Here is a 13568-nt window from a genome sequence, read left to right on the forward strand (position 1 = left end):
GTGTGAGCCAGCTACAGTAAGGTTCTTTGTCGACCAGAGCTTCGTGCATGAATTTACTGCGCCCCACCCTGCTGACGCTGGCCTGTTTGATGGCGCTCCCCAGCCATGCCGACGACCTGCCGTCACTTGGCGACGCCAGTTCTGCCATTGTCTCCCCACAACAGGAACACCAGCTGGGCCGCGCCTGGCTCAGCCTGCTGCGGGGCAATGTCAATCAACTGAACGATCCCCAGCTCAAGGATTATGTCGAGACCAGCGTCTATCGCCTGGCAGAAACCAGCCAGTTACAAGACCGACGCCTGGAATTCATCCTCATCGACAGCCGTGAACTCAACGCCTTCGCCGCCCCTGGCGGGATTGTCGGGGTCAACGGCGGTCTGTTCCTCAATGCCCAGACCGAAGGCGAATACGCCTCGGTACTGGCGCACGAATTGGCGCACTTGTCGCAACGCCACTTTGCCCGTGGAGTCGAGGCTCAGCAGCGTATGCAGTTGCCGATGATGGCGGCCTTGCTGGCCGGTATCGTCGCTGCGGCTGCCGGCGCCGGTGATGCCGGTATCGCCGCGATTGCCGGTACCCAGGCCGCTGCCATTCAGGAACAACGGCGCTTCTCCCGGCAGAACGAACAGGAAGCCGACCGCATCGGTATCCTTAACCTGGAGAAGGCCGGCTACGACCCGCGCAACATGCCGAGCATGTTCGAGCGCCTAATGCGGCAGTACCGCTACGATGCCAAGCCGCCTGAATTCCTCCTGACTCACCCGGTAACCGAATCGCGTATCGCCGACACCCGCAACCGCGCGGAACAAGCGCCCAAGGGCGGCACCGAAGACAGCCAGCGCTATCAGTTGATTCGCGCCCGCGTTGCACTGATCTACGAAGGCACGCCGGGCCTGGCTGCCAAGCGCTTCCGTGCCCAGCTCGATGAAAACCCGAACCTCGATTCGGCGCGCTACGGCCTGGCGATTGCGCTGATCAAAGGCGGACGCCTGAACGAAGCACGCGACGCGCTCAAGCCTTTGCTGGACAAGGCCCCCAACGACATCACCTACAACCTGGCGCAGGTTGACCTGGACATCACCAACAACCGCCTGGGCGATGCGCAGCAACGGGTTGAGCGCATGCGCTCGCTGTACCCGGCGAACTACCCGCTGCAGCAGGCGCGGATTGATCTGCTGCTCAAGCAGAACCGCCCAGCGGACGCCGAGAAAGCCCTGGATGCCTTGCTCAAGAACCGTCCGGACGACCCTGATGTTTGGTACGACGTGGCCGAGGTGCGTGGGTTGTCAGGCAATACCATTGGCCTGCACCAGGCCCGTGCCGAGTACTTTGCTTTAGTAGGCGATTATGATCAGGCGATACAGCAGCTTGACTATGCCAAGCGGCGGGCGGGCAACAACTACGTGTTGGCGTCGAAAATCGATGCGCGCCAGCGTGAGTTGCTGGAGCAGCAGCGGATGATCAAGGAAATGATGCGCTGAGGGTTTGAGAAGCATCGCGGGGCAAGCCCGCTCCCACAGTGAACACCTGTAGGAGCGGGCTTGCCCCGCGATAAATCACTCAAGCATTACCAGACAGCTTCATGCGCGCAGCCTGGGTGAAATCGAGCATGCGCTTGAGCGGCTTGATCGCCTGTGGAATCAGCGCAGGCTCCACGAAGATCTCATTGCTACCCTCACGCAGGCACTGCAAGGTGCGCTCCAGGGTGTTCATGGCCATCCACGGGCAATGCGCGCAACTGCGGCAGGCCGCGCCGTTACCGGCAGTAGGCGCCTCGATGAAGACCTTGTCAGGGCACAGCTGCTGCATCTTGTAGAAGATGCCGCGGTCGGTGGCCACGATGAAGGTTTTGTTCGGCAGGGTTTGCGCCGCAGCAATCAGCTGGCTGGTAGAACCCACGGCATCGGCCAGGTCGATGACCGACTCAGGCGATTCCGGGTGCACCAGGATCGCAGCATCGGGGTACAGGGCTTTCATGTCGGCCAGCTGGCGCGATTTGAACTCTTCGTGAACGATGCAGGCACCGTCCCACAGCAGCATGTCGGCACCGGTTTGCTTCTGGATGTAGCGCCCCAGGTGCTGGTCTGGGCCCCAGATGATCGTTTCGCCGTTGTCCATCAGGCTCTCGACGATCTCCAGTGCGCAACTGGACGTCACCACCCAGTCGGCACGGGCTTTGACCGCCGCCGAGGTGTTGGCATACACCACCACGGTACGCTCCGGGTGCTTGTCGCAGAACGCGGAAAACTCTTCTACCGGGCAACCCAGGTCGAGCGAACAGGTCGCTTCCAGGGTCGGCATCAGCACGCGTTTTTCCGGGTTGAGGATTTTCGCCGTCTCGCCCATGAAACGCACACCGGCAACGATCACCGTGCTGGCTTCGTGCTTGTTGCCGAATCGGGCCATTTCCAGCGAATCGGACACGCAGCCGCCAGTCTCCTCGGCCAGTGCCTGGATCACCGGATCACAGTAGTAATGGGCGACCAACACCGCGTTTTGCGCCTTGAGTTCGGCGGCGATGGCGGCGCGGTATTCGGCCTCTTGCTCGGGCGTCAGCGGCTTGGGCTGCTTGGCGTCGAGGTGGGCTTGGACCAAAAGGCGTTCGGAAATCTGGGTCATGATCGCTGGACCTGCAGGCGCTTGTGCGCGTAAGTCGAGTGTATCACCGAGCCCTGGCAAATCGGTTACAGGCTCTGCAGGCAAGGCGCTCAATGGCAGTGCAGGCAGAACCAAAGACCTTCTGCGGCCTCGGGTTTTTATGGGATGCCGAAGGCTACAGATAATCGGATGAATTCAAAAGGTTTTTTTAGTCAAACAAGCCCCGAGGCGACCAGACAGCCGCCCCGGAGCCGGTGATCAACCCTCAGCGCCCTGCATGGCACTGATGTTGGCCATAATGAGACTGGCGAACTGCTCGACGGTCATTTTCTGGCCGTTGAACTCCACCATGCCGTTGGCATAGTGCAGGTTGGCAAGGATATCGTTGCCCTGCACCGTGGCCATCTGGCTTTGCTGGGCAATCATGGCGACCATTTCACCAGCCTGCGACGCCTGCTGAGCCAGCACCTGCGCATCGCTCTGCCCTTGCAGGCGGGCCTGCAGCGTGGCCAGGTCACCGACCATCGGCTTGGACACCTGCAGCTTGCTCTGCAACTGAGAGATCAACTGCTTGTACAGTTCAGCTGGCGGCAGCTCCAGAGAGGAAGGCTTGTCCAGCACCACGCTCAAGCTGAAGCGGCTTTCACCGTTGGCGGTCTTGAACGAGAACTCATCCAGGGCGATTTGTGGCTTGGCCGCCAGCACTTGTTGCAGGTTGGCGGTGAACTGGGTTCTTTCCTGCTCGGTCATCGGCAACGACGGCAAGGCCTCACCTTCCAGGGCTGCCGCCTGGAACTCCGGCAGACGAGTCTGATACCAGGCAACCAGAGCCTGAATAGCCGGGATGTCGAAGTTCTTCACGCTCCAGAGCATCTGGGTCGAACCAATCGGATTGCCATCAAAGTTGATGTCACCGATTTTGTAGACCATGTTGCCGGAGAACTTGTCGCCGTCAGCGCGGTACTCGTTGTTCTGCTCCAGTTGCTTGAAGCGCAGCGCTTTTTCCTCCTGGCCAAGCAACGCACTGACCTCGCCCAGGCCCATGCTCATGGTGCCAACATAAAAACCGTACGCGCTGCGGCTCATGTCGCCGCCCAGCTTGAGGTCTTTGAGCTCCACCTTCAGCGGGGTACCGTTCGCCTCGGTCAGGTTCAGGAACAGGCTGGCCGAATCGCCAGTGAAGGTGACCTGCTCACCATTGCGAGTACCGGTGCCTTGAATCTGCAGCCCGGAGAACTTCACCTGGGTTTCGCCCGCCTCGCTCACCTGCATGGGCGGCATGATCAGGGTGCCGTCGGTTGAGCCGTCGTAACCCAGGGTGCTCTGGCCGTACAGCGGCGCAACACCACCACTGGCGGCAAACAGGCCCTCGGTGAAGGCGTCCTTTTCTACGGCAAAGTTGCTGGTGGCCATTGCTGGCATCAGCTTGAGCGACTTGACCCGAGACCAAGGAAAAGGGCCGTGCTCCATATGATCGACAAAGCTCATTTCGAAGCTTTGTAGTTCATCACCGACCATCAGGTCTTTGACCTTGAAGCGGTAATGCGCGGTACTGGTGAACAGTTGCGTGTCCAACGACGTCAGTTCCAGGGTCATGCTGCCACCCACCCCGCTCGATTGCTTGAGCTGAATGTTGGCTTGGGTCATGGCCTGTTCGAGCACGCCTGGCAATTGCTTACCGGTGTACCAGGCTCCTGCCGTCGCCACTGCGGCCACGGCAACCACGAGCCCTGAAAGTACACCCACTGTCTTCTTCATGAATTGTCCCGCTTGTCCATTTGTTAAGAGTTGTTGCAGCAAGGCCGGTGGCCTATTCGTTTACGTCCATGTACTCACGGGCCCAGACGATGTAGTCGCCCGGTACGGTGTAGGTATGGGTAAGTTCGGTGGCGCTCAGGTCCGAGGCGCTACTGGTGATCCGGCGCTGTTCGCGCAGACAGTCGTAGGTTGCTTTGATCGCCGCGAAGTAAGCGCCATGGCCGTCGACGGCAATGCGCACACCCAATTGTGCCAAACGCGCGTCATCGTGCAACTGTGGATTGCCATAGGTGACCAGCATCAAGGGCACGCTCAGGTGCTTGGCGATCTGCTCAAGGTGTTCGAAATCACGAATGCCGACCATGCACAGGGCATCGGCGCCAGCGTTCTGATAGGCCACGGTACGGGCGATCACTTCTTCAACCGGAATCAGTGCAGCGTTGGTCCGGGCGATAATCGACAGCTCCGGATCGACGCGCGCCTCCAGGGCTGCGCGAATTTTGCCAACGCCTTCGGCAATGCTGATCAGGTCGGTGGATTTGCGCCCGAACTGGGCAGGCAGCAAGGTGTCTTCGATGGTCAGCGCGGCGATACCGGCACGTTCCAGTTCAGTCACCGTGCGCATGACGTTCAGGGCGTTGCCGTAGCCATGGTCGGCGTCGGCAATCACCGGCAACTGGGCCACCCGGCCAATACGCGTGGCCTGCTCGGCGAACTCGCTGAGGGTGATCAGGGCAAAATCAGGTGCAGCCAGCACCTGCAGGGAAGCGACCGAACCACCGAGAATGCCCACCTCGAAACCCAGGTCGGCGGCGATACGTGCTGACATCGGATCAAACACGGAAGCCGTGTGGTAACAGGCGGGAGAAGCAAGGAGTTGACGAAACGCGCGACGCAGGTCTTGGTGGGAGGCTCTTGGCATGGTCTTTCCGATTTATCGACTTCATTTATTGGAGAGAACATACCACTGCAGGCCCTCTGACCGACAGCATCAGATAGCCGGCTTTTCCCTGCTCAAGTGCGCTGCTGCGTTCGTTTCAGCGTCTCACTGGGCAACTCTTTGAACAGTTGCTGGTAGCTGCTGGAGAAACGCCCCAGATGCCAGAACGACCAATGCATGGCTACTTCTGCCACGGTACTGGAACCCGCCCGACTGCCTAGCAACTCACGGCGCGCACTGTTCAGGCGGCGCAAGCGCAGCCAATGTGCCGGGGTCATGCCGGTGAACGCCTTGAACGCCTGCTGCAGTTGACGCAACGACACCCCGGCAACCTGCGCCAGCTCCAGCAAGTTAAGGGTTTCCTCTGGACAATCGGCGGCCCACTCGCCCACCCGGCGCATGATGTTGCGCTCTTCCGAACGCCGCCACAAAGCGCCACGATCCAGGCAAATGCACGCGTTATCGAGGATAAACAAGCAGTCTTCGAACAGCTGTTCAGCGAGGGCTTCGCGGCTCGGCGGATCGATCTCCTGCCCAAGACGCGTCAGGGTGCTGCTCAGCCAGCGGCCGAACAGCGCGTTCTGCGTAGAGTTGAGTGGCGCCATGAACAGACCTTCAAGGCGGCCGATGTCCAGGCGATGGCGCTGAACGAACTCGGGGCCGAACACCACCGCCACTTCCTGGTAGTTCTCCGGGGTGATCCAGATGTTGCGGCTTTCGCCATTGAGCAGGTACAGGCTGTTGTCGGTGCGGTCGAAACAGAACGCCAGGGCCCCCGGTGGCGCGCTGAAATTCTGCTCGACCCGGGTATTCATGAACTCTTCGTAAATTTCCACCCCGTGCAAGTCCAGGCAGCGCACTTGGCCTGCGAAATGCCCCGGCGACATCTGCTGGTAATGCTGAGTCCAGCTGGGCGTGGCACGCACCTGTTCGCCGACATCGGCAGTGCTGAATGCTTGTACTTGAAGCGAATTTTCCGCGCTCATGAGCTGCTCTTTACGCACTCTTTTGGTGCGTTTTGTCTTGCAGAAAGTGGATAGATGGATGTGCAAAGCTCGCCCAAGATAAACCGCAACGCGCTGCAGGGGAAGTCGTCCAGACGGCATACCGGCCTTGAACGCTGGTCCTGGCGCGTAATAAAACCAATAACGAGGTCTTTATGAATGCCCCTTTCGATCAGCTGTCTGCGTGGCTGAAAGAACACAAGATTACCGAAGTCGAGTGCGTGGTCAGTGACCTGACCGGTATCGCCCGCGGCAAAATTGCACCCACCAACAAGTTCCTGCATGAGCGAGGCATGCGCCTGCCGGAAAGTGTGTTGTTGCAAACGGTAACCGGGGATTTCGTCGACGACGATATCTACTACGACCTGCTCGATCCGGCCGATATCGACATGATCTGCCGCCCGGACTCGGCTGCGGTCTACGTGGTGCCATGGGCGCTGGAGCCCACCGCCATCGTCATCCACGACACCTTCGACAAGCAAGGCAACCCGATTGAGCTGTCGCCGCGCAACGTCCTGAAAAAGGTCCTCAAACTGTATGCCGACAAAGGCTGGCAGCCGATCGTCGCACCGGAAATGGAGTTCTACCTGACCCAACGCTGCGAAGACCCAGACTTGCCGCTGCTGGCACCACTGGGTCGCTCTGGCCGCGCCGAAAGCGGTCGGCAGTCGTTCTCCATCGATGCTGCCAACGAATTCGACCCGCTGTTCGAAGACGTCTATGACTGGTGCGAAGCCCAGGGCCTGGACCTCGACACCCTGATCCACGAAGACGGCCCGGCGCAGATGGAGATCAACTTCCGTCACGGCGACGCCCTCGACCTTGCCGACCAGATCACCGTATTCAAGCGCACCATGCGCGAAGCGGCGCTCAAGCACAACGTCACCGCCACCTTCATGGCCAAGCCCGTGGGCGATGAGCCCGGCAGCGCCATGCACCTGCACCAGAGCGTGGTCGACATCGCCACCGGCAAGCCGATCTTTGTCAACGACGACGGGCAGATGAGCGAGCTGTTCCTGCACCACATCGGCGGCCTGCAGAAGTACATCCCCAAGGTACTGCCGATGTTCGCCCCCAACGTCAACTCGTTCCGCCGCTTCCTGCCCGACACCTCGGCACCGGTAAACGTCGAATGGGGTGAAGAGAACCGCACCGTGGGCCTGCGTGTACCTACCTCAAGCCCAGAGGCGATGCGCGTGGAAAACCGCTTGCCGGGTGCCGACGCCAACCCCTACCTGGCGATTGCCGCCAGCCTGCTGTGCGGCTACCTGGGCATGGTCGAGAAGATCAACCCCAGCGCCCCGGTACAAGGCCGCGCCTATGAGCGACGCAACCTGCGCCTGCCGATCACCATCGAAGACGCCCTGGCCAACATGGAAGACTGCCCGAGCGTCGAGCAGCACCTGGGCAGCAAGTTCGTCCGTGGCTATGTCGCGGTCAAACGCGCCGAACATGAAAACTTCAAACGGGTCATCAGTTCCTGGGAGCGTGAATTCCTGCTGCTCAGCGTCTGAGCAATACCGCGTTACCCACATCGATAAAACAATTTAAAAAAGGTGTCGATATGCGTTCATTGAAAACAGTTGCAAGTGCAACCCTGGCGCTGCTGGTCAGCGCCGTGGCCCAGGCCCAGCCCAGTGTCAGCGTGTACAACTGGACCGACTATATCGGTGATACCACCCTGGCGGACTTTCAGGGCAGCACCGGTATCAAGGTCATCTATGACGTGTTCGACTCCAACGAAACCCTGGAAGGCAAGTTGCTGGCCGGTCGTACCGGCTACGACGTGGTCGTGCCTTCCAACCATTTCCTCGCGCGCCAGGTGTCTGCTGGCGCGTTCCTCAAGCTCGACCGCAAGCAATTGCCGAACTGGAAGAACCTCGACCCGGTGCTGCTAAAGGCCTTGGAAGAGAACGACGCCGGTAACCAGCACTCGGTTCCCTACCTGTGGGGCACCAACGGCATCGGTTACAACGTCGACAAGGTCAAGCAGGTGCTGGGCGTCGATCACATCGACTCGTGGGCGGTGATGTTCGAACCGGAAAACCTGAAAAAGCTCAGCAAGTGCGGCGTGTCGTTCATGGACTCGGCTGACGAGCTGTTCCCGGCGGTGCTCAACTACATGGGCATGGACCCACGCAGCAGCAACCCGGAAGACTACAAGAAGGCCGAAGCCAAGCTGCTGACCCTGCGCCCCTACATCACCTACTTCCACTCCTCGAAGTACGTCTCGGACCTGGCCAACGGCGATATCTGCGTCGCCTTCGGCTACTCCGGCGACGTGTTCCAGGCAGCCAACCGCGCCAAAGAAGCCAACAACGGCGTGAAAGTGGCCTACTCGATCCCCAAGGAAGGCAGCAACCTGTGGTTTGACCTGCTGGCCATCCCTTCCGATGCCAGCAACCCGAAAGAGGCCTACGCCTTCCTCAACTACTTGCTCGACCCCAAGGTGATCGCCAAGGTCAGTGCCACGGTCGGCTATGCCAACGCTAACCCACCGGCCAAGCAGTACATGGATGCCGAGCTGGTCAATAACCCTGAGATCTACCCGCCGCAGGAAGTGCTGGACAAGCTCTACGTATCCAACACCCCGACTCCGGCGATCATGCGCCTGATGACCCGCTCCTGGAGCAAAGTGAAGTCGAACAAATGAGCCAGGACACCGCAATGAATACTGCTGCACAACATGCCAGCTCCTACTACCGGGCATCGGTCGGTTCGATGCCCGAACACCCAGCCCTCAACGCCGATCTGATTGCCGATGTGTGCGTCATCGGCGGCGGCTTTACCGGCGTCAACACCGCCATCGAACTGGCCCAACGCGGCCTGTCGGTGATCTTGTTGGAAGCCCGGCGCATTGGCTGGGGCGCCAGCGGGCGCAACGGCGGCCAGCTGATCCGCGGCATTGGCCATGAGGTCGAAGGGTTTGCCCGCTACGTCGGCCAGGACGGCGTCAAATACCTGCAGCGCGCCGGTATCGACTCGGTCGAGGTGGTGGCCGAGCGCATTCGCGAACACAACATCGACTGCGACCTGCGCTGGGGCTTTTGTGAACTGGCCAATACACCCGCGCAATACGCGGCCTTTCGTGACGAACAACACAGCCTCGCTGCCTTGGGCTACCGGCACGAAACCCAACTGGTCAGCCCTGAGCAGATGCATGAGGTGGTCGCCTCCTCGGTGTACGCTGGCGGCCTGATTGACCGCGGCTCGGGCCACCTGCACCCGCTCAACCTGGTGCTGGGCGAAGCGCGCGTTGCCGCTTCGCTTGGCGTGAGGATTTTCGAACACAGCCCGGTGCTGGAGATCAATCATGGCAGCACCGTGCAGGTTCGCTGTGCGCACGGCAGTGTGCGCGCCGGCAGCCTGGTGCTGGGCTGCAACGCGCACCTGGAGGAACTGGAACCACGCCTGAGCGGCAAGGTGCTACCGGCCGGTAGCTACATCATTGCCACCGAGCCGCTGTCACCGGCGCTGGCCAATGAACTGATCCCGCAGAACCTGGCACTCTGCGACCAGAAAGTCGGCCTGGATTACTATCGCCTGACAGCAGACAAACGCCTGCTGTTTGGCGGTGCCTGCCATTACTCCGGGCGCGACCCGCTGGACATTGCCGCGTACATGCGCCCGAAAATGCTCAAGGTGTTCCCGCAACTGGCCAATACCCGCATCGAGTTCCAATGGGGTGGCAAGATCGGCATTACCGCCAACCGTTTCCCGCAAGTCGGCCGCCTGTCCCAGCACCCTAATGTGTACTACGCCCAAGGCTATTCCGGTCACGGTTTGAACGTCACACACTGGACCGCACGCTTGCTTGCCGAGGCCATTCATCTCGGCCACAGTCAGGGCATGGACGTCTTCAGTGCTGTACCGCACATGACCTTCCCCGGCGGCAAGGCATTGCGCTCGCCGCTATTGGCCCTGGGGATGATGTGGTACCGGCTGCGCGAAGCACTGGGCTGAGTGCAGCGATTTCTCTGCGGCCGCTTGCGAGCACCTTAATTGCAGCTATTTTCAATTAAGTTCTGGTCTCAACCGATGATCGGCTTCGGAGGGAATCGACAGATGAATACCGCTCGCTGGCGCCTGGCTCAGGGCGCACTGCTGGCTGCCCTGGCGTTAACCGTTGGCGGCTGCACCAACATTGATGCGCGCACCACCGAATACGTTGGTGCACCGCATTTTGCCCCGACCAACGCCGGCGCGGTCGAGGTGCTGCGCACCGAGCCGTTGCGCCCGCATGACCGCCTCGGCGAGATTGTCGTCGACGCCAGCGTCGAACCACCACCGCCGATTACCGAGGTCGAGCAGAAGCTGCGCGAGCAGGCTGCCAGTATCGGTGGCGACGCCGTTGTGGTGGTCTATGACCGCATCCAGCCGGTGTCCGCCTACGTCAGTGGCCCGCTGTGGGACCGCGATATTCACTCCATTGAAGGACGCAAACTCAAAGGCATTGTCATCAAGTACAGACAATGAGACGAAGACTGCTGGGCCTGCCTGTGGCGTTGCTGCTATCGATCGCCACCGCCCAGGCCGAGTTCAATGCCAGCCTCGACGAAGCCCGGCAGATCGCCAAGGAAGCCTATCTCTACGGCTTTCCCGTAGTAGAGATGTACAAGACCCTGTTCACCCAGGCCGTGGACATGGGTAGCCCAGGCTATAAAGCCCCGTTCAACCAGATTGCCAACAGCGACGAGGTGTTCGTAACGAACGACGGCGCCCCAAACCTGGACACGCGCTACTCATGGGTATGGATGGACCTGCGCAGCGAGCCCCAGGTACTGACCCTGCCGCCGATCGAAGACAACCGCTACTACTCCACGCAACTGATCGACCTCTACACACAGAACTTCGCCTACCTGGGCACCCGCAGCAGCGGCAACAAAGGCGGCCACTTCTTGATCGCCGGGCCAGCCTGGCAAGGGCCCACACCTGACGGCATCGACAAGGTGATCCACAGCGACAGCCAGATCGTCTATGCCCGCTACCGCACCCAAGTGTTCAACGAGGCAGACCTGAGCACTGTCAGGGCGATCCAGCAAGGCTACAACGTCGAAGCGTTGAGCAGCTTCCTCGATCAGTCGCCTCCTCCGATCCTGCCGGCTGTCGCGTGGATCAGGCCACAGCCCGGCATCAGCGACAGCCCGGCACTGTTCCGTTACCTGAACTTCATGATGGCCTTCGCCCCCGCGCAAGACAGCGAAAGCGAACTGCTGCAGCGCTTCAGGAAAATCGGCATCGATATCGACAAGCCGTTCGAGGAAAGCACCCTGGATGCCGAGCAATACCAGGCGCTGCAGGCGGGGATTGACGACGGCAAGGCAGCGTTTGCCGCATTCAGGAAGGACTTTATCGATACCCATAAAGTGAGTAACGCCGACCTGTTTGGCCGCGATGAACAGCTCGACAACCCGTACCTGTACCGCTATGCCGGCGCTGCACTCGAGCTATTCGGTGATTCCGTCGAAGAAGCCACACAGATGAACTACGCCAGCGATGCGCGGGGCCAGCCCCTGGATGCCGGCACATACGCCTACACCTTGCACTTTGCCAAAGGCCAATTGCCGCCCGCTCGAGCCTTCTGGTCACTGACCCTGTACGACGGCGATAGCCGACTGCCGATCGACAACCCGCTCAAGCGCTACCAGATCACCTCACGGATGCTCGATCAACTCAAACGCGATGCGGACGGCGGCCTGACCCTTTACCTGCAGCACGAAGCACCCGGGAGCAACCTGCAGAGCAACTGGCTGCCGACGCCGGACGGGCGCTTTTACGCCATGTTGCGGCTGTACATGCCTGGCCCGCAGGTTGCCAGCGGACAGTGGAAACTGCCAGCGCTGACACCTCAGAAGTTGCCGTAGCTGACCCTCAGCTGGAAGCAGGCAGCACGCTCAACGGGTCCAAGGGCTTGCCGTTCTGACGAATCTCGAAATACAGCTGCACGCGATCGGCATCCAGGTCACCCGCTTCGGCAATCTTCTGGCCCTTGCTGACGGTTTGGCCTTCCTTGACCAGCAACTTGCTGTTGTGGCCGTAGACACTGGCATGCGAGGTGCCGTGCTGAAGGATGATCAGGTTGCCGTAACCGCGGATATTGGTGGCAAACGCAACCTTGCCACCCAGACTGGCGAACACTGGCTGCCCTTGGCGAGCGGCGATACGAATGCCCTTGCTGAGTTTGTCGGCCGCCGAGTACCGGCCAATCACCGCCCCTTCCAGCGGCCACGCCCAACCACGCAAGGTCACCTTGGAGGCCGGAGCAACCGGCTTCTGTTTGCTCGCGGTGCGGGTTGCAGGGCGCGTAGTGGTTTTGGCGCCGCCAAAACGGATGGTCTGGCCAACGTTTACCGCATAAGGCGGATTGATGCCGTTGTAGCGCGCCAATTCCTTGAAATTCCAGCCATGGCGTGAGGCGATCGAATACAGGGTATCGCCACGCTTAACCTTGTAACTGCCCGCCACCACCTTGTTGGCAGAAACACTCTGGCTGGGGGGCTGAGAACTACAAGCAGATATCGCCAGCATCAGGGCGATCAGAACAATTCTGAACAAAACACCACATCCTTTCCCACACACCAGTAAGCCTGCGACCGCACATCAAGCAGAGGCAGCTGCTACGCGTTGCGCCCTTAATGTAGGCGATAAAACTGTCCAGATCGGAGCTGCACAACATTCTGGACACCGCTTTGACTTCATCCATCGGCCAGTCCCACCACGCCGCCTCCAGCAGCAAGGTGCGCACCTCTTCCTCAAAGCGCCAGCGGATCTGCTTGCAGGGGTTACCGCCGACCACCGCAAAGGGTTGCACATCACGGGTGACCATCGCCCCAGCCGCCACAATCGCGCCGTGACCAATGGTCACCCCGGAGAGGATGACTGCATTGGTGCAAATCCAGCAGTCGCTACCAATGACCACATCGCCTTTGCTCGGCGCGTAATCCTTGATGTCTTTGACTTCATCGACCATTGCCGGAAAGGGATAGGTGGTAAGCCAATCCGTGCGATGCTCACCACCCAGCAAAATCTGCACACCCGCAGCGATCGAGGTGTAGGAGCCCACCTTGAGCACCGCGTCGTCGCCAAACTCGACCACTTCGGGAATCCCGTAGGTGCCTACGCCCACGGTGTATCGCGGGTACTGCAGACGGATTTTCTCGGCCGAACGTTCAAGCTTGTCCATCGCGCGCAGTCGCTTGCGCTCTCGCCGATTCTTCAGGATGTCGAGAAGCTTCACACAGGATTCCTTGCTGGCAGCAATTTTGCTT

At 60.3% G+C, this 13568-nt stretch carries 12 protein-coding genes; 6 read left to right on the forward strand and 6 right to left on the reverse strand.

Annotated elements, in window-relative coordinates:
* The first annotated feature begins 47 nt into the window (after positions 1–47).
* A complete protein-coding gene (locus ACVWSC_RS22055) occupies positions 48–1481 on the forward strand; it encodes a M48 family metalloprotease (RefSeq protein ID WP_442109178.1) in 1434 nt (477 codons plus the stop codon).
* Positions 1482–1560: 79 nt separating this feature from the next.
* Here ACVWSC_RS22055 and nadA read toward each other — a convergent pair whose 3' ends face one another.
* From nadA to ACVWSC_RS22075, 4 genes are all read right to left on the reverse strand, one after another.
* The gene (nadA, locus tag ACVWSC_RS22060) at positions 1561–2619 is read right to left on the reverse strand and encodes a quinolinate synthase NadA (protein WP_442109179.1); all 1059 of its coding nucleotides are present in this window, start codon (positions 2617–2619) and stop codon (positions 1561–1563) included.
* Positions 2620–2856: 237 nt separating this feature from the next.
* Positions 2857–4356, reverse strand: coding sequence for a YdgA family protein (locus tag ACVWSC_RS22065; RefSeq protein WP_442109180.1), 1500 nt, complete (start codon positions 4354–4356; stop codon positions 2857–2859).
* Positions 4357–4408: 52 nt separating this feature from the next.
* Positions 4409–5278, reverse strand: coding sequence for an isocitrate lyase/PEP mutase family protein (locus ACVWSC_RS22070; protein ID WP_442109181.1), 870 nt, complete (start codon positions 5276–5278; stop codon positions 4409–4411).
* Between the two features lie 92 nt (positions 5279–5370).
* On the reverse strand, positions 5371–6282 hold the full coding sequence (locus tag ACVWSC_RS22075) for a helix-turn-helix domain-containing protein (protein WP_442109182.1): 912 nt from the start codon (positions 6280–6282) through the stop codon (positions 5371–5373).
* Between the two features lie 173 nt (positions 6283–6455).
* On the opposite strand from ACVWSC_RS22075, the gene ACVWSC_RS22080 reads away from it, so the two are divergent.
* From ACVWSC_RS22080 to ACVWSC_RS22100, 5 genes are all read left to right on the forward strand, one after another.
* Positions 6456–7814: a glutamine synthetase family protein gene (locus tag ACVWSC_RS22080; protein ID WP_442109183.1), complete on the forward strand. Its 1359-nt coding sequence runs from the start codon at positions 6456–6458 to the stop codon at positions 7812–7814.
* A 50-nt stretch (positions 7815–7864) separates the two neighbouring features.
* Complete coding sequence (locus ACVWSC_RS22085; RefSeq protein WP_442109184.1) at positions 7865–8953, forward strand: polyamine ABC transporter substrate-binding protein; 1089 nt, start codon at positions 7865–7867, stop codon at positions 8951–8953.
* Positions 8954–8967: 14 nt separating this feature from the next.
* The gene (locus ACVWSC_RS22090) at positions 8968–10263 is read left to right on the forward strand and encodes an NAD(P)/FAD-dependent oxidoreductase (RefSeq protein ID WP_442109185.1); all 1296 of its coding nucleotides are present in this window, start codon (positions 8968–8970) and stop codon (positions 10261–10263) included.
* A gap of 102 nt (positions 10264–10365) precedes the next feature.
* Positions 10366–10776 carry a hypothetical protein gene (locus ACVWSC_RS22095; RefSeq protein WP_442109186.1) on the forward strand — a complete coding sequence of 137 codons (411 nt, stop codon included), beginning with the start codon at positions 10366–10368 and terminating at the stop codon, positions 10774–10776.
* 8 nt (positions 10777–10784) lie between these two features.
* Entirely contained in the window at positions 10785–12164 is a 1380-nt protein-coding gene (locus ACVWSC_RS22100) for a DUF1254 domain-containing protein (RefSeq protein ID WP_442114354.1), read from the forward strand.
* Positions 12165–12171: 7 nt separating this feature from the next.
* Here ACVWSC_RS22100 and ACVWSC_RS22105 read toward each other — a convergent pair whose 3' ends face one another.
* Positions 12172–12828, reverse strand: a complete 657-nt coding sequence (locus ACVWSC_RS22105; protein WP_442114355.1) for a peptidoglycan DD-metalloendopeptidase family protein — start codon at positions 12826–12828, stop codon at positions 12172–12174.
* On the reverse strand, positions 12806–13483 hold the full coding sequence (locus tag ACVWSC_RS22110; protein ID WP_442114356.1) for a CatB-related O-acetyltransferase: 678 nt from the start codon (positions 13481–13483) through the stop codon (positions 12806–12808). The genes ACVWSC_RS22105 and ACVWSC_RS22110 overlap by 23 nt, the downstream gene beginning before the upstream one ends.
* Positions 13484–13568: the final 85 nt, after the last annotated feature.

It is taken from the genome of Pseudomonas sp. NUPR-002 (genome assembly GCF_056322725.1).

What these genes read in the sequence shown, in the direction of transcription:
- ACVWSC_RS22055 (WP_442109178.1), top strand. Translation starts at nt 48, where the DNA reads ATGAATTTACTGCGCCCCACCCTGCTGACGCTGGCCTGTTTGATGGCG.
- nadA (WP_442109179.1), bottom strand. Translation starts at nt 2,619, where the DNA reads ATGACCCAGATTTCCGAACGCCTTTTGGTCCAAGCCCACCTCGACGCC.
- ACVWSC_RS22065 (WP_442109180.1), bottom strand. Translation starts at nt 4,356, where the DNA reads ATGAAGAAGACAGTGGGTGTACTTTCAGGGCTCGTGGTTGCCGTGGCC.
- ACVWSC_RS22070 (WP_442109181.1), bottom strand. Translation starts at nt 5,278, where the DNA reads ATGCCAAGAGCCTCCCACCAAGACCTGCGTCGCGCGTTTCGTCAACTC.
- ACVWSC_RS22075 (WP_442109182.1), bottom strand. Translation starts at nt 6,282, where the DNA reads ATGAGCGCGGAAAATTCGCTTCAAGTACAAGCATTCAGCACTGCCGAT.
- ACVWSC_RS22080 (WP_442109183.1), top strand. Translation starts at nt 6,456, where the DNA reads ATGAATGCCCCTTTCGATCAGCTGTCTGCGTGGCTGAAAGAACACAAG.
- ACVWSC_RS22085 (WP_442109184.1), top strand. Translation starts at nt 7,865, where the DNA reads ATGCGTTCATTGAAAACAGTTGCAAGTGCAACCCTGGCGCTGCTGGTC.
- ACVWSC_RS22090 (WP_442109185.1), top strand. Translation starts at nt 8,968, where the DNA reads ATGAATACTGCTGCACAACATGCCAGCTCCTACTACCGGGCATCGGTC.
- ACVWSC_RS22095 (WP_442109186.1), top strand. Translation starts at nt 10,366, where the DNA reads ATGAATACCGCTCGCTGGCGCCTGGCTCAGGGCGCACTGCTGGCTGCC.
- ACVWSC_RS22105 (WP_442114355.1), bottom strand. Translation starts at nt 12,828, where the DNA reads ATGCTGGCGATATCTGCTTGTAGTTCTCAGCCCCCCAGCCAGAGTGTT.
- ACVWSC_RS22110 (WP_442114356.1), bottom strand. Translation starts at nt 13,483, where the DNA reads ATGGACAAGCTTGAACGTTCGGCCGAGAAAATCCGTCTGCAGTACCCG.